A 20,722-nucleotide genomic window follows, 5' to 3' on the forward strand; every position below is an offset into this window, starting at 1 on the left:
CACGGTGACGAATCCCAGCGATAAGCCTGTGTACCACGTGACCGTCAACTTCGAGCGTGACGGCGGCGGTAGCTACAAGGCCAACACCCCAAGCGGTGAACGGCGTGTGCCGATCCCCGTCCTTGGGCCCGAGAAAGAAGTCACCTTCGCATCTCGCCGGTGGGCCAGTGAGCATGATGTGCGGGTGCATAGGCCGTTCCTGTACTTCCGTGATGCGCAAGGGGTGGTCTGGCGGCTCGACGCTGATGACGAGCTAGCCGAGTGGGACACCATCCCCACCTAGCCGTCCAAGCCCTCCGCCATCTTGAGCTTGTCGAACTCCCCGTCCTTGTTCGTCCAGCCCAGTCCGCGGATCGCCGTGGCCGTACGCAGCGCGGAGTAGTCATCCCCCGGCAGCGGCTCGCATTCCACCGGCCGGCTCTGCACGCTCCGAGTCTTCCTCTCCAGCGCGTCCGCCGCCTTGTTGGCCGGGCCTGCGTACCCCGACCGGACCATGCCCGCGAGCGTCTTGTCGAGCGCATCGACCCGCTCCTCCGCTTCGCTGACGGTCGGCGTCTCTTCGAAGTTGTCGCCGGTCCGCTTCGCGAGCGCAGTGGCGCAGCTCTTGGCTTCCTCCCCTGCGGACTTCGAGCAGCCGGCCAGTGCGAGTGCGACGACGACGGCGGCGGGTAAAGCGGCGATGGCGGTGCGGCGCATAGTTCCCCCAGCATGATGTCGAGAGCGTCTTGTCGAGCGCCGGATCGTAACGGCGCAGGATGCCGACGGGGGCGGGAACGGCGAAGGCCCCACCGCGTCGGGGGGGGTGAGCGCGGCGGGGCCTATATGTCCAGAGTGTCAGCGGCGGTCCTTCGACGCATCTGGAACAGGCCGCTCCTTGGGCGGGTAGCTGCCGCCGCGGGATGCCTCGTAGTCCGTGTGGTGGCGGCCGGCGTCGGGGACGCGCTGGGGGGGCGCGCTGGAGGTCGCGGATCGGGATGTCCTTGCGCAGTGCCCCGATGGGCTCCTGCCTCGTGTGATCGGGATGGGACCGGGGCGGCCCACCGTCTTGTCCGCCTTGAGGCTCGGTGGGAGCGCGGGCAGCGTGTGGCACTGCGGAGCGCGGGATGAGATCCCCGAAAAGTTGATCTCCTGAATATCCCCTGAACGATCAGAGCGGAGCCCCTTACCGATCTTGGTAAGGGGCTCCGCTGCTGGTCATACCCGGTGGGCGCGGACGGTTTCGAACCGCCGACATCCTCCTTGTAAGGGAGGCGCTCTACCCCTGAGCTACGCGCCCGGGAACGAGTCGACAGCCTACCTTGCCGCAGGCAGTGCCCCGCAAACCCCTTCCTGGGGTCAACCGGTTGACCTCACGGACGGTTCCGTCGACATCGCGGTGCCCGGCAGGACGACCGGGGCGGCGGGGGCAAGGTCTCCTACGACGTGCGGACCGAGACCTGCGACGGCTCCGTCGACGTGTCCGTGCCGCGCGACGACCACGGCCCCCACCACCTGTCCGTCCGCGGCGCCGACGGCAAAGTCACGGTGCGCACCGCGAACTAACCGGCCCGTGTATTCGTCCTTAACCGGTGGGAGAATGTGACACCGGGCAGGGCGGATGACAGCACGGGAGAGGGATAGTGACGGCGACACCTTCGCAGCCGTGCACACCGGACAGAACCGACGCCAGGAGCACCACGACCACAGCGCCGGGCAACGCGGCGGGCACGGTTCGCGCGCCGCACGGCCCCCCGCGCCGCCCCCGCGGGAGCGTACGCCGCGGCGGCCCCCTGCGAGACGTCCTCACCCTCGCCCTCCTCCCCCTGCCGCTGCTCGCCGCCGCCCTCCCCGCGGCCTTCGCGGGCGGCGGCACGCGCCGGTGGTTCGGGGGCCGCGGCGAGAGCCAGCGCGCCGAGGCGCAGGCCGCGAAGGACGCCGCTGCCGCCGCCTTCTACGAGCTGGACACCGCCCAGCGCGACCTGCGCATCTCCATCGAGACGATCGTCGCCGTGGACTCCTCGCCCGCGGCGCAGCGCGTCGTCTCCGACTTCGAGGCGATCGGCCGGCGCATCGACGAGGTCAGCCACCAGTACATCAGCGCGGTGGACGCCCACGACCTGGACCGGGACGACCTGGAGTCCTCGGTGGCGGCCCGCGCGAGGACCGAGCTCACCGCGGCCAAGGACGAGCTGGGCAGGACCAAGCAGGACCTGGAGCGCTTCCAGCAGGGCCTCGGCCCGCTGCTCGACAAGGCCGAGACCCAGCTGGCCCGGCTCGCGCCCGCAGTGGAGCGGGCCCGCCAGACCCTGCTCGCCGCGAGCAACGCACTGGACTCCGTGCGCGCCGCCGGTCTGCGGGCCGACGACCTCGCGGCCCGGCTCGCCGCCCTCGGCCCCGAGCTGACCAAGCTCAACCAGGGCGCGGGCCGGCACGGCGTCCCGGAGACGCTGCGGCGCGCCGACCGCGTCCTGCGCGACGCCGAGGCCGTCCGCGCCGAGGCCGAGCGGCTGCCCGAGCGTGCCGCCGAGACAGACCGGCGCCTCGTGTCGCTGCGCACCCGCGCACAGGCCCTGACCACCCGCAGCGGCCAGGTCGACCCGGTCCTCAGCGAACTGCGGCGCCGTTTCTCCGCCGCCTGCTGGCAGGACCTCCAGCGCGTCCCCGACCAGGCCGCGGAGAACGTGCGCCAGGCCGAGGCCAAGCTCAAGGAGGCCCAGCAGGCGCGCGACGAGCAGCGCTGGCCGGACGCCACGTCGCTGCTCTCCACGGTCCGTGCCCTGCTGAACTCGACGGACGAGGCCGTCTCGGCGGCCGGCGACCGCCTCCACCGGCTGAACGCGGTGGCGAAGGACCCACAGCAGGAGATCGAGCGCACCCGCTTCGCGATCCGGGACGCGCAGCGCCTGGCGATGGCGGGCCGCCAGACCCCCGAGCCGCGCCACGCCCGCCCGCTGGACGACTCCGTGGCCCGCCTGGACCGCGCGGTCGCCTCCCTGGAAGGCCGCCACCCCGACTACTGGCACTTCCTGACCGAGACCGAGGCGGTCCGCACGACCGTGGCGCGCGTGGTCGCCCGGATACGGGAGGAGCGGGGGCAGGGCGCCTGAGCCCCGGTGCCGAGGGGGCGCGATTGGCGGTCGGCGGGCGACGGGCGGATCCTGGAGTTGCGCACGGGACCCGGCGTACGGACACGTACAGCTCGTACAGCTATGTACGGATACGTAGGGGCGCACAGGGACGCGCAAGGACCGAGGGCCTCCGCGCGCACCAGGAGGCGGCCATGGCCACGCACACACTGCACCCGGGGGCGCGGGGGACGAAGCGGGGGCCGGGCGGGCCCGGCGGCAAGGGGCACCGGCGGCGCATCACCCTCGACGAGGAGTTGCCCGTCGACCACCGGCTGAGCAAGGTCTACCGCGTGGGCGCGGGGCTCATGGGCCTGGTCCTGCTCGCGTTCGGGATCCTCGGGCTCATCGACAGGATCGGGTTCTTCGACACCCGCGGCGACACCGTGGCGGGGCTCAGCACCAACGGCGCCCTGAGCGTCCTGTCGATCGCCGTCGGGCTGCTGCTCTTCGCCGGCATGGTCGTCGGCGGCAACCTCGCCTCGACGCTGAACATGGTCCTGGGCGCCGCGTTCGTCCTCAGCGGCTTCGTCAACCTCGCCCTGCTGGATTCCGGCCACAACATCCTCGCGTTCCGGATCCAGAACGTCCTGTTCAGCTTCGTGGTGGGCGTGCTGCTCATGACCTTCGGCATGTACGGGCGGGTCAGCGGCGGGCTGCCGCACGACAACCCCTACTGGAAGGCGCGCCACCCGGACCGGGCCCGCTGACCCCGCGAGCGGCCGGCCAGGCCGCTCCCTCCGGCACTGGCACGCCCTGACAGCCCTGACAGCCCTGGCCGAAACCCCGGATCGGAGTGGCCGATTCCGCTGTGCGAGTGTGGGGGGCATGCTCGACTTCCCCACGGCTCTCCGGGCGCGGCGCCTCGTCGCCATCGTGCGCGGCACCGACCCGGACGCCTCTTTCCGTACGGTCATGACGCTGGTGGAGTCCGGCGTCCCCCTCGTCGAGGTCTCCCTCAGCGGCGCGGACGCCCTCGGCGTGCTGCGCCGGGCGCGGACCGAACTGGGCACGGACGCCTGGCTCGGCGCGGGCACGGTCCTCACCACCGACGACGCGGGCAGGGCGGCCGACGCGGGCGCCAACCTCATCGTCACGCCGGGGCTCGGCGCCGGTGTCGACGAGGCCGTGCGCCTCGGCCTCCCGGTGCTCGGCGGTGTCCTCACGCCGACCGACGTCATCGCGGCGCGGGCCGCGAACGTGACGGCGCTGAAGATCTTCCCCGCGTCGGCCATGGGCGGGCCCTCCTACCTCAAGGCCCTGCGCGCCCCCTTCCCCGACGCCCCCTTCGTGCCGGTCGGCGGCGTGGACGCGGCGGCCGCCGAGGCGTATCTGGCACTTGGCGCGGTCGCCGTGGGCGTCGGCTCCCCGCTGATCGGCGACGCGGCGGACGGCGGCGACCTGGGCGCGCTGCGCGCACGGGCCGCGGAGTTCGTGCGGGTGGCGGAGGCCGCGGGAACGGCGGACGGCCCAGGGACGGTAGGCCGATGAGCGCGCGCCACGACAACGCCGGTGCGGCCGACGTCCTCACCCTCGGCGAGACCATGGTCGCCCTGCGCGGCAGCGGCCCCCTCAAGCTGGGCGGCTCGATGGACGTGTCGGTCGCGGGCGCCGAGAGCAACGTCGCCATCGGCCTGTCCCGCCTCGGCCACACCGTCCGCTGGGCGGGCGCCGTCGGCGACGACGAGGCCGGTGAGCTGGTCCTGCGCACGCTGCGTGCGGAGGGCGTCGACGTCGGCTCGGCCACGCGAGACCCGCGGGCCCCGACGGGCCTGATCCTCTTCGAGCCCCGGCTGCCGGAGGTGACCCGCGTGCACTATTACCGCGCGGGGTCGGCCGGTTCACGGCTCACCCCGGACGCGGTCGAGGCCGCCTTCGTCGCCGGCGCACCGCGCGTCCTGCACCTGACCGGCATCACCCCGGCCCTCGGCCCGTCGGCGGCCGAGGCCTGCCGGCTCGCCCTGCACCTCGCCCGCGAGCACGGCACGAAGATCTGCCTGGACGTCAATTTCCGCTCACGGCTGTGGAGTGCGCAGGAGGCGTCGGCGGAGCTGCGCGACTGGGTCCGTCACGTCGACGTTCTCATCGCCTCCGACGACGAGCTGCCCCTGTGCCTGCCGACGCCGGGCACCGGCGACGGCATACCCCCGGAGAAGCTCCTCCTGGACGCGGGAGTGCGCGAGGTCGTGGTCAAGCTCGGCGCGGACGGCGCGACCGCCCACACCGCGGAGGGCGCCCTGCACGCTCCCGCACGGAAGGTGAAGGCCGTGGACGCGGTGGGCGCGGGCGACGCGTTCGTCGCCGGTTACCTGTCGGCGCTGCTCGACGGCGCGGACGTGCCGGACCGGCTGGACCGGGCGGTCACCACGGGCGCGTTCGCCGTCGCCTCGCACGGCGACTGGGAAGGCGCCCCCACGCGGGCGGAGCTGCCCCTGCTGACCTCGGCCTCCGGCACGGTGGTCCGCTAGCCCGCACGAAGGGAACGCCCCGGCTCCGGGCGCACCTCAGGGGCGCGCCCCGGCAAACACCCCGGGGCGCGGTGAACTGCGCGACCAGCCACGACCGGCCCGCAGCTCACCCCTCAGCCGCAACAACCGCCCCCACAGCAACCGCCGCCGCCCCCACCTCCGCCTCCGCGAGGGGCGGAGGCGGACGCCGACCCGCCGACCGCGACGGTCGACAGCAGCTTCACCGTGTCCTCGTGCCCGTCAGGACACACCGCGGGCGCCGCGGACTCGGCCATCGGACGGCTCAGTTCGAACGTGTCGCCGCAGGACCGGCATCGGTACTCGTATCGAGGCATGGCCCCAGGTTAAGGCGCCCGCACCGCCCCGAGGAACGCCCTGGCGATCTCCTCCCCCGCCGCGACCCCGCGCTCCGGCAGCACGGTGAGCCCCGGCGCCTCGAACCCCGTGTCGGCCAGCTCCCCGTGCCCCGGCCGCCACGAGCGGTCGGCGGCGAGCAGCAGGTCCGCGTCGAGGAGCGAGTCGCCCGCGGCGAGGATCTCCCGCGCGCCGGTGCGCCGCGCGACCTCCCTCACCGCCGCGCTCTTGGTGAGCGGCTTCGGCACGGCGTAGAGCTTGCGGCCCTGCAGCGACACCGTCCAGCCGCGCCCCTCGGCCCACGCGGCGAGCTCCTTGACCCACTGGTCGGGCAGCAGCGCGCGCTCGACGACGAGGTAGGCGAAGAGGTCCTCGGCGACGCGCTCCTTGAGCAGCCACGCCGGGTCCGCGGTGCGCACCAGATGGGCGCGGACCTCGTCGAGCGAGGCGCACTCGGCGGCGAGGCGACGGGCGACGGCCGCCTGCCAGTCGGGGTCGGAGACGCCGTCGACGAGCAGGTGCCCGCCGTTGGCGCAGATCGCGAACCGCGGTGCCGGGCCCGGGAGATGGATGCGCCCGTACTGCTCGCGCGTGCGGGTCGTGGTCGGCACGAAGACGCCGTCGTGGCCGGGTCCGCCCAGCTCGCCGAGGAGTCCGGCGGCGGTCTCGGTGACGTACGAGAGCGGCTTGCCCTCGTACACCTCGACGCAGAGCAGGCGCGGCGCCTCGGCGTCCGGCACGGCGAGGCCCAGGGCGGCGGCGGAGTAGATGAGGGTGCGGTCGAGGTCGCTGGCGACGAGTCTGGTCACTTCGAGGCCACCGCCTTGCCGTCCGCGCCCGTCGCGCCCCGCGTGTACTTGGGGTGGATCAACCCCACGCAGGTGTACGGGAGTTCACCGACCTCCTCGACGGGCACGCCCCGCTGCTCGGCGAGCAGGCGTACGTGGTCGAGGTCCGCCCCGGCACCGGCGCGGGCCAGGATCTTCCAGGGGACGCGGCGCAGCAGCACGCGGGTGGTCTCACCGACGCCCGGCTTGACGAGGTTCACGTCGTGGATGCCGTGCTCCTCACTGATCCGCTCGACGGCGGCCCAGCCCTCCCAGGTCGGCGCCCTGTCGGCGGACAGCACCTCCTTGACCTGCGCGTCCACCGCGTCGTCGACCTCCGCGAAGCGGGCGACGACGGCGTCGACGAAGTCCGCGGAGACATCGCCGTCCGCGAGTTCCCGGTAGAACTTCGCGCCGTGGAAGTCGTCGGGCCCGACCAGGTCGGCGCGGAGCACGGTGCGTGAGATCAGGCCGGAGACGGTGGAGTTGAGGCAGGCGGAGGGGATGAGGAAGTCCTCGCGGGTGCCGTAGGTGCGTACGCAGGAGCCGGGGTCGGCGAGCACGGCGATCTCCGGGCTGAAGCCCTTCGGCCCGCCCGACTCCTCGAACTCGCGGATGGCATCGGCCAGTTCACGGGTGATCGCGCCCTTGCCGGTCCAGCCGTCGACGAAGACGACGTCGGCGGGGTCGTGGTGGGAGGCGAGCCAGCGCAGCGCGTTGGCGTCGATGCCGCGGCCGCGCACGATCGACACGGCGTAGTGCGGCAGGTCGAGGCCGTGCCGGTGCGCGGCCCAGCGGCGCATCAGGACGCCGACGGGGGTGCCCGCGCGGGCCAGGGACACCAGGACGGGGCGCGGCAGGGCGTCCCCCGCGCGTCCCCGGGGGAGCTCGGCGAGGACGGTCTCGGTGACGGTGCCGACGGCCTGGGCGATGCGGGCGGCGGAGGTGTCGAGCGCGGCGCGGAACAGCTCCTGGTACTGGGCGCTCGGCTGGTACTCGACGGGCAGCGACTCGGCGTAGTGCGCGCCACCGCTCTGTATCGCCTCCTCGCGCTCCTCGGTGGGCGCTTCGAGCGTCACGTCGGAGAGGTCCTGGAGCAGCCAGCCGACGTCCTCGGGCGCGTACGAGGAGAAGGCGGGGCCGCGGAGGGGCTCGGGGAGCATGGAGGGCCTTTCGGGGACGTACGAGGGGACGACGGCCAGCAGGACGCTCCCGGTGTGCGCGGACAGCTGCGCGAGCAGGCCGTCCGGGGCGTGCAGCGCGGGGGTGTCCGCGACCGAGTCGACGACCGCGACGACGGCGTCGAAGCCGCCGCCCGCCACGTTGTAGGCGTACCGCGTCCCGGGGCCGTCGGCGGGGTCGTCGTGCGCGGGGAAGGCGAGCCGGGTGCGGATCGCGTAGCCGGGGTCGTCCACGGCGAGGACGGGCGAGCGGGTCGTCGTGGAGAACCGCACCTCGGCGCCGACGGTGCGCTCCAGCTCCACGCCGAGCGCGAGCGGCGCGTACATCAGCTCCTCGAAGCCGAGGACGAGCACCCGGCGCGCGCCCGCGGGCAGCGCCTTCGCGACTGCGCGGGCCAGATCGGGCAGCGCCGCGTCCAGGGCCGTGCGGTGCGCGGGCGTGAAGCCGTGCCGTCCGCCGTCGGGCACGCCAGCGGGCCAGTCGAGCGGGACACGGGTGGCCGGGCCGTGCTCGCCGCGCGGCTGCGGGACGGCGGCGCTCTCGTACGCGGCGACCAGCGCCCGCCCCTGCTCCAGGACGCCGTCGGGCAGTGCCACCGTCCCGGAGACCGTGGCGACGAGGTCGACGCGCGCGCCGATCTCGCGGGCGAAGTCGTCGAGCCGCTCCCGGTCGTCGGGCGAGCGCATGTCGACCAGCGCCACGATCACGTACCGCTCGCGCGGGAAGCGCTCGTGCAGGGCGCGGACGGTGTTCAGGACGGTGTTGCCGGTGGAGAACTCGTCGTCGACGAGGACGAGCGGGCCGTCCCCGGCGAGCAGTCGCGGGTCCTCGGGCAGCAGCAGGTGCGAGGTGGCGTGCGAGTGGGACTCCTCGAAGCCGCCGGCCCGCTCCACGCCTTCGACGGGGCGCCGGGTGGAGTGCAGGTAGGGCGCGAGGTGGACGCCGTCGGCGACCGCGTGGCCGAGGCCCGTCGCGGTCTCCGCGTAGCCGAGGACGACGGCGTGCCGGGCCGCGTCGTCGCCGAGCAGCTCCCGCACGCGGACGCCGAGGTCGTGCCCGGCCGCGTACACGACCGAGGGGCGCTGCGGGACGTGCTTGCCGAGCACGTTCGACACGAGGAGGTGTGCCCGCTTGGGGTTGCGGCGCAGGGCGAGCCCGAGCATGCCGCGCAGCGCCTCGTCGCCCTCGAGTCCGACCCCGAGCCGCTCGGCGACCCAGGTCCCCGACCACACCGCGTCTTCAGTCACGTACGTCTTGTTCCTTGCGTTCGGCCGGACGGTCGGTCCGGCGTGGGAGATCCAGATGTGCGGGGGCCCGGAGACCCGGGCCCGGGAGGTCCGGGGGTTCAGCCGGGGAGCCCGGCGGTGAGCAGTTCCACGAAGCCGACGTCCTCCTTGGCGACGCCGAAGACCTCGGCGCGCCGCAGGGTCCGCTCGGCCCAGGCGCGGTGCGGCTTCACCTCGTTCATCTTGTTCGTGTACGAGGAGCGCAGGACCCCGCCGCCGCCCCGCTCGGGACGCAGGATGTCCTCGGCGTCGCTGAACTCCTCGTGGCTGACCACGGAGAGCGCGTGCACGGGCAGCACGTGCGAGGGGTGGATGCAGGTCTTGCCGAGCAGGCCGTTGGCGCGGTCGAGCTCGATCTCGCGGAGCAGTCCGTCCATGTCGTGCTCGATGAGGGCCTGGCGCAGTTCGTCGGCGCGGCCCTCCAGGAAGGGGCTGCGGCGCAGCTGCGGCTTGAACATCCGCTCCTGGACGCGGAAGTACTCCCAGACGGGCCCGGTCACGGTGAAGCCGGTGCCGTCGGCCCTGCCGAGGACGTTCACCACGTCGGCGATGACGGAGGCGACGATCTGCACGTCGTAGGCGGTCATGTCGGGCGGTCTGCGCAGCCCGTACGCCGAGCAGAAGTCGGTGACGCCGAGGCGCAGCGCGAGGACCCGGTCGCGGTACTTGTCGACGGTGCGGGCGATGCCGGCGAGGGTGTCTCCGCGGCTCTCCAGGTGCAGCAGCTCTGGCGACTCCAGGACGGGCATCGCGAAGAGCCGCCGGACCGGGCCGTCGGCGGCACAGGCGAGCTCCGCCTCCGCGGCCACCACCGCCTCCAGGAACGGAACGCCCCGCTCCTCGGTGAACTTGGGCAGTACGAATCCGGACAACAGCCGGACGTCGGGTCCGAGCCTGCGGACCAGGTCGGGTATCTGTTCGGCGGCGCGGACCCGGATGAAGAGCAGCGGCGGCTCCGTGCCCCGTTCCGCCAGCTCGGCGAATTGCCGGACCAGGTTCTCCTCGGCGTCGACGACCTCGGCGTCGTCGATCGAGTCCTCCAGGCAGATCACCATGGAGATCACGCCACGCGCGGCCTGCTTCAGGATGTCGTCGGCGAGGCGGGGGCGGGTGGCGGGGCTGTAGAGCGTGGCGCCCAGGGCGGGCGCGAGCAGGTGCGGCGGGGAGTCCGCGGTGAAGGCACACGGCTCCCGGTGGAAGAGGCGCTGCCGCACCTCTGGGGCAATGTGCCCGAAATGTCGCATGTGACTCCTCTGCTATCGCCTGTCTCGTCGACGTGGACCGTTCTGATGTGGCCGGTAATAGTACGTAGAGACGGGTGCCGGGGGTTCCCGGCGGGCATGAACTTCAGGTAACCCGGCCATGTCGCACACCCTCACCACACAACCGTCGCACGCTCGCACCACCCGCAGGTCAGGAGCCTGGTGACGCGGTCGGGACCTTGGGCCCCCCGCGTTGTCCCACCCCTGCGGGGGAAGGCAGGATGACCGCATGACGCACGCGATGTTGAAGGGGTCGAACGTCCCTCTCGAAGCCTCGGCCGTCCGCGCCGTGCTGCGCTGGACGCCCGGACAGGGCGTCCCCGACGTCGACGCGTCGGCCCTGCTGCTCGGCGGCGACGGCAGGGTGCGCTCCGACGAGGACTTCGTCTTCTACAACCAGCCGCGCCACCCCGGGGGCAAGGTCTGGCGGCTCGGCAAGAAGCGGGTCGCCGAGGGGCTGACCGACACGATCCAGACGGACCTGGCGGGCATGGACCCGGCGGTGAACCGGGTGCTCCTGGCCGCGTCGGCCGAGGGCATCTCCTTCGAGCACGTACCCGCGCTGCGCATCCTGCTGTACGACGCCACGGTCGCCGACGGCGAGCCGCTCGCGCACTTCGACATCACGCCGCAGACCGGCGAGGAGACGGCGCTGATCTGCGGGGAGCTCTACCGGCGCGGCGAGGGCTGGAAGTTCCGCGCGCTCGGCGAGGGCTACTCCAACGGCCTTGAGGGCCTCGCCTCCGACTTCGGGATCTCCGTGGACGACTCGGACTCCGGGTCCACGGAACCGGCGCCCTCGGCGTCCTTCCCGCTGCCGCCCCAGCAGCCCGTGCCGCACCAGCCCGCGGGCCGTCCGTCCGTCGCCCGGCCGGCCCCGCAGTCGCCGCCGCAGCCCGCCTACGGATATCCGCCGGAGCCGCCCCGGTACCCGGCGCCCCAGCCCTCGTACGGCTACCCTCCGGCGGCGCCCACCCAGCCCACGCCGATCGCCCAGCCGGCCCCGGTCGCCCAGCCCTCGTACGGCTATCCGCAGCCGGTGGCCCCGATGCCGGACCCGAACTTCCGGCTGCCCCCGCAGGGGCCGCAGTTCCTGCCCCGCTGAGGACGCGGCGAAGGCGCCCGGCAAGCCCCGCGAGGGCGGCCGGGCGGGCGCACCGGGTCAGCCGACCTTGGTCTTGTAGCCCCGGCCCCACTGCAGGCCCCAGCCGTACAGCCGGTCGAGCTCGGCCTGGAATCCGTAGACGAACTTCACCTCGCGCCGGACGATCAGCTCGTCCTTGACGTTCTCGACGGAGACCACCGCGCACGAGCGGGCCTGCGGCTGGCGCTCGTCCAGGTCGATCTCGATCCGGGGGCCGTTGCTCGGGTAGAGCGTGACCTTGGCGTGCGTGCGGTCAAAGGCCGGTGTCTGGTCGTAGATGTACACGAAGATCAACAGGCGCTTGATCGACTCGCGGTGGTCGAGGTTGACGTAGAGCGTCTCGCCCGACCCCGAACCGAACCGGTCGTCGCCGCTGCCCTTCACGTACGGCGGCGAGTTGAGGCTGCCGAAGAAGTTGCCCAGCGGCTGCACCACGCCCTTCTCGCCGTCCGTCAGCTCGTACAGGCAGCCCAGGTCGAGGTCGACGTTGACCATGCTCTGGGTGTGCGCCTGCACCGGCTCGGGCCGGAACATCTGGAAGGGGTTGCGCAGCAGACTGCTGCCGGCCCGCGGCTTGCCCATGATGTCGGACGTGCGCATCTGCCAGGAGAGGTTGACCCGCAGGTTGCCCGAGGCCGCGCCCTGCTTGGAGAGCGAGACCGTCGGGTGCCGTTTGGTCAGTTCGATGGAGTTGGTCGCGGCGCTGCCCGATTCGAAGTCCATCGAACGCCCACGCCACAGACCGTCCCAGAAGGACATTCCGCCCCCAAGTGCCCTTGTGCCCTACGCGTGCCGGTGGTTCCGGCGACGCGGACGGGCGGTGCCCGCCACGAAACCGGACGGGGCGGCCATGAGGACATCTCCTCGACGGCCGCCCCGAACAGAGCGTTCCTCGCACCGGCCGCCGTCACACTCCTGGAGCGGAATCGGACAGCCCGGCGAGGGAATCAGTCAGCCTCAGACCCCGGAAGAGACCTCGGTCTTGTCCCCCGGACTCCCCTGTCCCTCGGCTGCCGCGACGCGCTTGTTGCGGATCACGGAGGAGATGAAGGACCAGGCGATCAGGACGACGCCGACGAGACCGGTGATGACCTCGTGGATCTCGTACTGGATCGTGATCAGGAGGATCACGGCGAGGGCGCCGATCGCGTAGTGCGCGCCGTGCTCCAGGTAGACGTAGTCGTCGAGGGTGCCCTGGCGGACCAGGTAGACGGTCAGGGACCGGACGTACATGGCGCCGATGCCGAGGCCGAGCGCCATCAGGACGATGTCGTTGGTGATGGCGAAGGCGCCGATGACGCCGTCGAACGAGAAGGACGCGTCCAGGACCTCGAGGTAGAGGAACATGAAGAAGGCGGCCTTGCCGGCCATGACGACCGCGGGAACCTTCTTGCCGGTCCGCTTGGCCTCTTCCTCCTCCTCGTGCTCGCGCTCCTCGTCCTCCTCCAGCTTGTTCTCGAAGTAGCCGGAGAGTCCGCCGACGACGAGATAGGTGATCAGACCCGCGATACCTGAGATGAGGACGGTCTGCGCCTTGTCCACATGCATGCCACCGTGCTGGTGGGCGTGGGTGGCGACGGTCATCGCGGAGACCATGAGCACGATGAGCGCGATGCAGACCGACAGCATGTCGACCTTGCCGAGCTTGGCGAGCGGACGCTCGATCCAGCTGAGCCACTTGATGTCACGGTCCTCGAAGATGAAGTCGAGGAAGATCATCAGGAGGAACATGCCACCGAAGGCGGCGATCGACGGGTGCGCGTCGGTCACCAGCTGCTGGTACTTGTCCTTGTCGTCGAGCGCGAGCCGTACCGCTTCGATCGGACCGATCTTGGCGCTGATGGCCACGATCACGACCGGGAAGACCAGCCGCATGCCGAAGACCGCGATCAGCACGCCGACGGTGAGGAAGATCTTCTGCCAGAAGGCATTCATCTTCTTCAGGACCCCGGCGTTGACCACCGCGTTGTCGAAGGACAGCGAGATCTCGAGGATGGACAGGATCGCCACGACGCCGAAGCCGGTCCACCCCCCGTAGAGAACCGCGGCGACTAGGCCGAGCGCGGTGACCGCGAACGACCAGCCGAAGGTTTTCAGAAGCACTGGCTACCCAATCGTGTGTGTACGGGCTCCCGTGTAGCGGTCTCCCCCGCGCCGGTCCCCTGCTTTACGAAACGTTGACCCCGAAGTCTAGAGCGATACCGCGCAGACCCGACGCGTACCCCTGCCCGACCGCACGGAACTTCCACTCCCCGCCATACCTGTACACCTCGCCGAAGATCATCGCGGTCTCCGTGGAGGCGTCCTCACTGAGGTCGTAGCGCGCGAGCTCCTGGCCGTCCGCCTGGTTCACCACGCGGATGAACGCGTTGCTGACCTGGCCGAACGTCTGGCCCCTGTTGTCCGCCTCGTGAATCGAGACCGGGAAAATGATCTTGTCGCAGTTGGCCGGCACCTTGGCGAGGTCGATCAGGACCGACTCGTCGTCGCCGTCGCCCTCACCCGTGAGGTTGTCACCGGTGTGTTCGACGGAGCCGTCGGGGCTCTTCAAATTGTTGTAGAAGACGAACCACTCGTCGCCCAGGACCCTGCCCGCGTTGCACAGCAGGGCGCTGGCATCGAGGTCGAAGGGGGCGCCGGTGGTGGAGCGCGCGTCCCAGCCCAGGCCGACGAGGACCTGGGTGAGATTGGGTGCGGCCTTGGAGAGGGAGACGTTGCCTCCCTTGGCGAGCGTGACGCCCATGGTGATGGTCCTCCCCGAGGTGACGAGTGCGGTTGTTCCCGTGGATGCCGGGAGCCCGGGTCCCCGCGAGGGAAGGGAACACGTGTCCCCGAGGTGACGGGGACCCGTGCGCCCGTCGTCACGGGAACACGAGGTGGCGAGCGCGTCCGGCGCCGCACTCGTACGTGTGCGGCGCCGGACGGGATGTGCGGGGCCCGCGGGCCCGTGTCGGCTCAGACGTTGACGCCGAAGTCCTGCGCGATGCCGCGCAGGCCCGAGGCGTAGCCCTGGCCGACCGCGCGGAACTTCCACTCGGCGCCGTGGCGGTACAGCTCGCCGAAGACCATGGCGGTCTCCGTCGAGGCGTCCTCGGAGAGGTCGTAACGGGCGATCTCCGCGCCGCCCGCCTGGTTCACCACGCGGATGAACGCGTTGCGGACCTGGCCGAACGACTGCTGGCGGGTCTCGGCGTCGTAGATCGAGACCGGGAAGACGATCTTCTCGACGTCGGCGGGGACCGCGGCCAGGTCGACCTTGATCGCCTCGTCGTCGCCCTCGCCCTCACCGGTGGTGTTGTCACCGGTGTGCTCCACGGAGCCGTCGGGGCTCTTCAGGTTGTTGAAGAAGACGAAGTTCTGGTCGCTGGAGACCTTGCCCTCCGCGTTCGTCAGGATCGCGCTGGCGTCGAGGTCGAAGTCCGTACCGGTGGTGGTGCGGACGTCCCAGCCGAGGCCGACCAGAACTGCGGTCAGGCCCGGCGCCTCCTTGCTCAGCGATACGTTGCCGCCCTTGCTGAGGCTGACTCCCACGAGTCCTCCCAATTGGTGTCCAGGGGCGGGGAGCCCCAAGCGTTGCGTTGCCATCGGATCAACGACTGGATCCTAGTGACCGGTTCCCGGGCGCCACAGGCTCTGCACCCGAAGAATCACAGGGTGTCACCCCTGAGGAATCACAGGGTGCCCAGGGCCTTGACGTACTCGTTCAGGTCACGTGCGTCCGGCAGGTCGTTGACCACGCTCCAGCGCACCACACCTTCCTTGTCGATGATGAACGTGCCACGCACCGCGCATCCCTTGTCCTCGTCGAAGACGCCGTACGCCCGCGAGACCTCGCCGTGCGGCCAGAAGTCCGAGACCAGCGGGTACTCCAGGCCCTCCTGCTCGGCGAACACGCGCAGGGTGTGGATGGAGTCGTTGGAGACGGCGAGCAGCTGGGTGTCGTCGTTGACGAACTTCGGCAGCTCGTCACGGAGCGCACAGAGCTCTCCGGTGCACACACCGGTGAACGCGAAGGGGTAGAAGAGCAGCACCACGTTCTTCTCGCCGCGGAAGTCGGCGAGCTTCACGGTCCGGCCGTGGTTGTCCTTCAGCTCGAATTCCGGGGCCTTGGTGCCGGTCGCGATGCCAGCGAGCGCCATGAGTACGCATCCCTTTCGACGGAGCCCCTCGGGTGGGGCTGTTCGGGTGACCTCCACCCTACGTCCGACGATCTGCGCCCCATGTGAGCGTGAGGCCCCCGTCGACGGCATGTCGACGGGGGCCTCACGGTGATTCTCCGGCCGGCCGGCGCGCGGGCCGGGGCCCTGGCGCTCCATCCGGCCACAGGGGGCCTGGCGCGGTGCCTAGCGCTTCTTGGCGGCCGCCTTCGGCGTGACCAGGCGGCTGCCGCTCCACTCCTTGCCGGCGTTGACGCTCTTGGTGGCCGACAGGCCCGCAGTGGTGGCGGCCTCGCCGATCTCGCTCGGCTCGACGTACCCGTCACGACCGGTCTTCGGAGTCAGCAGCAGAATCGAGCCGCCCTCCTCCATGTACGCGATGGCATCCACCAACGCATCAGTCAGGTCCCCGTCGTCCTCACGGAACCAGAGCACCACGGCGTCGGCCACGTCGTCGTACTCCTCGTCGACGAGCTCTGTGCCTGTGGCCTGCTCGATGGCCTCGCGGAGCTCCTGGTCGACGTCGTCGTCGTAGCCGATCTCCTGGACCACCTGGTCGGGCTGGAAACCAAGCCTTACGGCCAGGTTCGTCTCCGCGTGGTCCGCGGTCGCGCTCACGGATTGCCTCCTGATCATGTTTTTGGGAATGCCTGTCAGCCACGCGCGTGCGCGGGGCGTTGGCCGTAGTCCACACGGGCGGGGCGGATCGCGCAAGTACCCGGCCGCCGAGACCGCCGAAACGGTGACGTTCCCGACCGTGTCGCCGCAACTGTCGCCCCATCCGCACGAGACCGAACGGCTCAGCGAAGCGGCTAGGCAGGATGGGCGTATCGTTGCGATTTGAGCCGAGCCTACCCCAGGGACGCCGGATGAACGTCTCGGTTACCTATCGGTAGAGATGACGATCGCGTCCACGCGGTACACGATGGGCAGCGGTGCACGGCCAGGCATAACCCAGGCGAGAGCCCCAACAGCGAAGGAACAGCGTGGCTTCCGGATCCGATCGCAACCCGATCATCATTGGCGGCCTGCCGAGTCAGGTCCCGGACTTCGATCCCGAAGAGACCCAGGAGTGGCTTGACTCCCTCGATGCCGCGGTCGACGAACGCGGCCGCGAGCGGGCCCGCTACCTGATGCTCCGGTTGATCGAGCGGGCGCGCGAGAAGCGCGTCGCCGTGCCCGAGATGCGCAGTACCGACTACGTCAACACCATCGCCACCAAGGACGAGCCGTTCTTCCCCGGCAACGAGGAAATCGAACGCAAGGTCCTGAACGCCACCCGCTGGAACGCCGCGGTGATGGTCTCCCGCGCCCAGCGCCCGGGCATCGGCGTCGGCGGCCACATCGCCACCTTCGCCTCCTCCGCCTCCCTCTACGACGTGGGCTTCAACCACTTCTTCCGGGGCAAGGACGAGGGCGACGGCGGCGACCAGATCTTCTTCCAGGGGCACGCGTCCCCCGGCATCTACGCCCGCGCGTTCCTCCTTGACCGGCTCACCGAGCCGCAGCTCGACGCGTTCCGTCAGGAGAAGTCGAAGGCCCCGAACGGCCTCTCGTCCTACCCCCACCCGCGCCTGATGCCGGACTTCTGGGAGTTCCCGACGGTCTCCATGGGCCTCGGCCCGCTCGGCGCGATCTTCCAGGCGCGGATGAACCGCTACATGGAGGCGCGCGGCCTCGCCGACACCTCCAAGTCGCACGTCTGGGCCTACCTCGGCGACGGCGAGATGGACGAGCCCGAGTCGCTCGGCCAGCTCTCCATCGCCGCCCGCGAGGGCCTGGACAACCTGACCTTCGTGGTCAACTGCAACCTCCAGCGCCTCGACGGCCCGGTGCGCGGCAACGGCAAGATCATCCAGGAGCTCGAGTCGCAGTTCCGCGGCGCCGGCTGGAACGTCATCAAGCTGGTCTGGGACCGGAGTTGGGACCCGCTGCTCGCGCAGGACCGCGACGGCGTCCTGGTCAACCGGCTCAACACCACGCCCGACGGCCAGTTCCAGACGTACGCCACCGAGACCGGCTCGTACATCCGCGACCACTTCTTCGGCGACGACCACCGGCTGCGCGCCATGGTCGAGAACATGACCGACGAGCAGATCCTGCACCTGGGCCGCGGCGGCCACGACCACAAGAAGGTCTACGCGGCGTACGCGGCGGCCAAGGCCCACAAGGGCCAGCCGACGGTGATCCTCGCGCAGACGGTCAAGGGCTGGACCCTCGGCCCGAACTTCGAGGGCCGCAACGCCACGCACCAGATGAAGAAGCTCACCGTCGACGACCTCAAGGGCTTCCGCGACCGGCTGCACATCCCGATCACGGACAAGCAGCTGGAGGACGGCGCCCCGCCGTACTACCACCCGGGCCGGGACTCCGAAGAGATCCAGTACATGCACGACCGCCGCAAGGGCCTGGGCGGCTACGTCCCGACCCGCGTGGTGCGCTCCAAGCCGCTGCAGCTCCCCGAGGAGAAGACCTACGCGGCGGCGAAGAAGGGCTCGGGCCAGCAGTCGATCGCCACCACCATGGCGTTCGTCCGCATCCTGAAGGACCTCATGCGGGACAAGGAGATCGGCAAGCGCTTCGTGCTGATCGCCCCCGACGAGTACCGCACCTTCGGCATGGACGCCTTCTTCCCGAGCGCCAAGATCTACAACCCGCTCGGCCAGCAGTACGAGTCCGTGGACCGCGAACTCCTCCTCGCCTACAAGGAGTCGCCGACCGGCCAGATGCTGCACGACGGCATCTCGGAGGCGGGCTGCACGGCGTCCCTCATCGCCGCCGGTTCGGCCTACGCCACCCACGGCGAGCCGCTGATCCCGGTGTACGTCTTCTACTCGATGTTCGGTTTCCAGCGCACCGGCGACCAGTTCTGGCAGATGGCCGACCAGCTCGCGCGCGGTTTCGTCCTCGGCGCGACCGCCGGACGTACGACGTTGACCGGCGAGGGCCTGCAGCACGCCGACGGCCACTCCCAGCTGCTCGCCTCGACCAACCCGGGCTGTGTCGCCTACGACCCCGCCTTCGGCTACGAGATCGCGCACATCGTCAAGGACGGCCTCCGCCGGATGTACGGCCCCGACAGCGAGGACGTCTTCTACTACCTCACCGTCTACAACGAGCCGATCCAGCACCCGGCCGAGCCCGCCGACGTGGACGTCGACGGCATCCTCAAGGGCATCTACCGCTTCAAGTCCGGTGAGCAGGGCGCCGTTCCGGCCCAGATCCTCGCGTCCGGCGTCGCGGTGCCGTGGGCGGTCGAGGCCCAGCAGATCCTCGCCTCGGAGTGGAACGTCAAGGCGGACGTCTGGTCGGCGACCTCCTGGAACGAGCTGCGCCGCGAGGCCGTGGACGTGGAGCGCCACAACTTCCTGCACCCGGACGAGGAACAGCGCGTCCCCTACGTCACGCAGAAGCTGTCCGGCGCCGAGGGCCCGTTCGTGGCCGTCTCCGACTGGATGCGGAGCGTCCCCGACCAGATCGCCCGCTGGGTGCCCGGCACGTACCAGTCGCTGGGCGCGGACGGCTTCGGCTTCGCCGACACCCGCGGTGCGGCCCGCCGCTTCTTCCACATCGACGCGCAGTCGATCGTGGTCGGCGTGCTCACCGAGCTGGCCCGCGAGGGCAAGGTCGACCGTGCCGTCCTGAAGCAGGCCATCGACCGGTACCAGCTGCTCGATGTCACGGCCGCCGACCCGGGCGCGGCCGGGGGCGACGCGTAGTACCCGCACCACCCTCGCAGCACCTGCGCGACCCCGCGCAGCGCGTCGCGGACGGTGCGTCTTCCGAGGGGCGGCGGGCCATGGGTCCCGCCGCCCTTCGGCGTTTCCGCGATGCGGCCGGGTCGGCAGGGGGCAGGACGGACGGGCGGCAGAGGGCAGGGCGGACGGGGCGGCAGCGTTCTGAAGCCCTTGATCCCTTCTGGGCCTCTGCGCCCGGGCCGGGCCGCGCCGGGGCCGGGCCGCGCCGGGGCCGGGGCCGGGGGCACGGTCTCGGCGCAGGCCGGTCGTCGTGGTCGCCCCCGCTGTCCGTATGAGTGCCTGGACCGTGTCGATCACACCCAGGACCAGGGCCAACAGGGCCACCAGGTCCGGCACCCGTCCGGTGCCGGACCAGCGGCACCGGACGGGTGCCGGACCAGCGGCGCCCCATGGCGAGCCGGCCGCAGACGATCGCCACGGGGCCGAGGATGATCCCCAGCGCGAGGAATCCGGCGATCGCAAGGATGACTCCGACGATCCCGAGCGTCGCGCGGTCCGGCCGACTCCGCGACCACGTACGGCCGGCGCGTGAGCCGGGGCGCTTGCGCGTGGTGTGTCCGAAGCCCGCCATCATCACCCTTCGGGTCGGCCGCTTCGGGCTTCCCGGGGAGGACCCCCGTTCATCGTTCCCAGACCTTGAAGGCCCGTACGCGATAAGGCGATTCGGGGGCCCAACTGCCGCTGCCCGGGTAGGTGTTGAACTCTCCGGTCTCGGCGCACTCCTTCGACTGGTACACGGTGACGGGCCGCCCCGTGCGGTTCGCGAGCGCCTGCGCGCTGCCCCCCTCCGGCAGCGCGATACAGCTCTCGATGTCGATGTCCGCCAGCTCGTACACATGGCGGGTGCCGTGGAATCCCGCCTTCTCCCAAAGGCAGAGCTCACCCGGCCCGCAGCCGCGGAGCGTGGGCGGGGCGGTGGCACCGGCGTACGCGGGTGTGAGGATCACCGCGGCGAGTGCTGCTGCCATCGCGGTCATGGGCATGGCTGTACGCATCTTCTTCAACCCCCGTGTGATGTGGCGCAGTTGTCCACGTGATGCGCGACCCGGTCGTCCGTGTCGTGCGGATCTTCTGTCTGCACTGTGGACCCGTCGGCCGGGCCGCCGGAAGGGGTACGAATGTGCGTCACCCGGATAGGGGAAAGCCCCCCAGGATCTCCCTGAGGGGCTTTCCCCTACTT

General features: G+C 71.2%; 19 protein-coding genes, 1 tRNA gene and 1 pseudogene. 7 read left to right on the forward strand and 14 right to left on the reverse strand.

The window, feature by feature from the left end:
* Positions 1-37: 37 nt before the first annotated feature.
* Positions 38-283, forward strand: coding sequence for a hypothetical protein (locus ACZ592_RS29190; RefSeq protein WP_471584636.1), 246 nt, complete (start codon positions 38-40; stop codon positions 281-283).
* Here ACZ592_RS29190 and ACZ592_RS29195 read toward each other — a convergent pair.
* Together ACZ592_RS29195 and ACZ592_RS29200 are read right to left on the reverse strand one after the other, a co-directional pair.
* Complete coding sequence (locus ACZ592_RS29195) at positions 280-696, reverse strand: hypothetical protein (protein WP_471584637.1); 417 nt, start codon at positions 694-696, stop codon at positions 280-282. The genes ACZ592_RS29190 and ACZ592_RS29195 overlap by 4 nt on opposite strands.
* A 508-nt stretch (positions 697-1,204) precedes the next feature.
* Positions 1,205-1,276, reverse strand: a tRNA-Val gene (locus ACZ592_RS29200).
* A 343-nt stretch (positions 1,277-1,619) separates the two neighbouring features.
* Between ACZ592_RS29200 and ACZ592_RS29205 the strand changes: the two genes are divergently transcribed.
* From ACZ592_RS29205 to ACZ592_RS29220, 4 genes are all read left to right on the forward strand, one after another.
* Positions 1,620-3,086 carry a hypothetical protein gene (locus ACZ592_RS29205; protein WP_471584638.1) on the forward strand — a complete coding sequence of 489 codons (1,467 nt, stop codon included), beginning with the start codon at positions 1,620-1,622 and terminating at the stop codon, positions 3,084-3,086.
* Between the two features lie 173 nt (positions 3,087-3,259).
* Entirely contained in the window at positions 3,260-3,814 is a 555-nt protein-coding gene (locus tag ACZ592_RS29210; RefSeq protein ID WP_471584639.1) for a DUF4383 domain-containing protein, read from the forward strand.
* Between the two features lie 118 nt (positions 3,815-3,932).
* On the forward strand, positions 3,933-4,595 hold the full coding sequence (locus tag ACZ592_RS29215) for a bifunctional 4-hydroxy-2-oxoglutarate aldolase/2-dehydro-3-deoxy-phosphogluconate aldolase (RefSeq protein WP_471584640.1): 663 nt from the start codon (positions 3,933-3,935) through the stop codon (positions 4,593-4,595).
* Entirely contained in the window at positions 4,592-5,572 is a 981-nt protein-coding gene (locus ACZ592_RS29220; protein WP_471584641.1) for a sugar kinase, read from the forward strand. Before ACZ592_RS29215 ends, ACZ592_RS29220 begins: the two co-directional genes overlap by 4 nt.
* Before the next feature lie 113 nt (positions 5,573-5,685).
* Here the strand turns inward: ACZ592_RS29220 and ACZ592_RS29225 are convergent, their stop codons facing one another.
* The 4 genes from ACZ592_RS29225 to ACZ592_RS29240 form a co-directional block, all read right to left on the reverse strand.
* The gene (locus ACZ592_RS29225; protein WP_471584642.1) at positions 5,686-5,907 is read right to left on the reverse strand and encodes an FmdB family zinc ribbon protein; all 222 of its coding nucleotides are present in this window, start codon (positions 5,905-5,907) and stop codon (positions 5,686-5,688) included.
* 9 nt (positions 5,908-5,916) lie between these two features.
* On the reverse strand, positions 5,917-6,735 hold the full coding sequence (locus ACZ592_RS29230; RefSeq protein WP_471584643.1) for an HAD family hydrolase: 819 nt from the start codon (positions 6,733-6,735) through the stop codon (positions 5,917-5,919).
* Positions 6,732-9,182 (reverse strand): phosphoribosyltransferase, encoded by a 2,451-nt coding sequence (locus ACZ592_RS29235; protein ID WP_471584644.1) that lies wholly within the window; start codon positions 9,180-9,182, stop codon positions 6,732-6,734. Before ACZ592_RS29235 ends, ACZ592_RS29230 begins: the two co-directional genes overlap by 4 nt.
* Positions 9,183-9,280: 98 nt before the next feature.
* Positions 9,281-10,465 (reverse strand): HpcH/HpaI aldolase/citrate lyase family protein, encoded by a 1,185-nt coding sequence (locus ACZ592_RS29240; protein ID WP_471584645.1) that lies wholly within the window; start codon positions 10,463-10,465, stop codon positions 9,281-9,283.
* A 247-nt stretch (positions 10,466-10,712) separates the two neighbouring features.
* Between ACZ592_RS29240 and ACZ592_RS29245 the strand changes: the two genes are divergently transcribed.
* Complete coding sequence (locus ACZ592_RS29245) at positions 10,713-11,588, forward strand: TerD family protein (RefSeq protein ID WP_471584646.1); 876 nt, start codon at positions 10,713-10,715, stop codon at positions 11,586-11,588.
* A gap of 57 nt (positions 11,589-11,645) precedes the next feature.
* Here ACZ592_RS29245 and ACZ592_RS29250 read toward each other — a convergent pair whose 3' ends face one another.
* The 6 genes from ACZ592_RS29250 to ACZ592_RS29275 form a co-directional block, all read right to left on the reverse strand.
* On the reverse strand, positions 11,646-12,386 hold the full coding sequence (locus ACZ592_RS29250) for a TerD family protein (RefSeq protein WP_471584647.1): 741 nt from the start codon (positions 12,384-12,386) through the stop codon (positions 11,646-11,648).
* Between the two features lie 198 nt (positions 12,387-12,584).
* Positions 12,585-13,730, reverse strand: a complete 1,146-nt coding sequence (locus ACZ592_RS29255) for a DUF475 domain-containing protein (protein ID WP_471584648.1) — start codon at positions 13,728-13,730, stop codon at positions 12,585-12,587.
* Positions 13,731-13,794: 64 nt separating this feature from the next.
* Positions 13,795-14,370 carry a TerD family protein gene (locus ACZ592_RS29260; protein ID WP_471584649.1) on the reverse strand — a complete coding sequence of 192 codons (576 nt, stop codon included), beginning with the start codon at positions 14,368-14,370 and terminating at the stop codon, positions 13,795-13,797.
* Positions 14,371-14,582: 212 nt separating this feature from the next.
* Positions 14,583-15,158, reverse strand: a complete 576-nt coding sequence (locus ACZ592_RS29265) for a TerD family protein (protein WP_062781869.1) — start codon at positions 15,156-15,158, stop codon at positions 14,583-14,585.
* Positions 15,159-15,298: 140 nt separating this feature from the next.
* Positions 15,299-15,766 (reverse strand): peroxiredoxin, encoded by a 468-nt coding sequence (locus ACZ592_RS29270; protein ID WP_471584650.1) that lies wholly within the window; start codon positions 15,764-15,766, stop codon positions 15,299-15,301.
* 204 nt (positions 15,767-15,970) lie between these two features.
* Entirely contained in the window at positions 15,971-16,402 is a 432-nt protein-coding gene (locus ACZ592_RS29275) for a DUF3052 domain-containing protein (protein ID WP_471584651.1), read from the reverse strand.
* A 368-nt stretch (positions 16,403-16,770) separates the two neighbouring features.
* Here ACZ592_RS29275 and aceE point away from each other — a divergent pair, with 368 nt between their 5' ends.
* The gene (aceE, locus tag ACZ592_RS29280; RefSeq protein ID WP_471584652.1) at positions 16,771-19,503 is read left to right on the forward strand and encodes a pyruvate dehydrogenase (acetyl-transferring), homodimeric type; all 2,733 of its coding nucleotides are present in this window, start codon (positions 16,771-16,773) and stop codon (positions 19,501-19,503) included.
* A gap of 288 nt (positions 19,504-19,791) precedes the next feature.
* Here the strand turns inward: aceE and ACZ592_RS29285 are convergent.
* Together ACZ592_RS29285 and ACZ592_RS29290 are read right to left on the reverse strand one after the other, a co-directional pair.
* A pseudogene (locus ACZ592_RS29285) lies at positions 19,792-20,116 on the reverse strand (hypothetical protein); the annotation flags it as partial.
* A 46-nt stretch (positions 20,117-20,162) separates the two neighbouring features.
* Positions 20,163-20,519, reverse strand: a complete 357-nt coding sequence (locus tag ACZ592_RS29290) for a peptidase inhibitor family I36 protein (protein ID WP_471584653.1) — start codon at positions 20,517-20,519, stop codon at positions 20,163-20,165.
* Positions 20,520-20,722 lie beyond the last annotated feature (203 nt).

Source organism: Streptomyces sp. NPDC040622 (assembly GCF_055593965.1).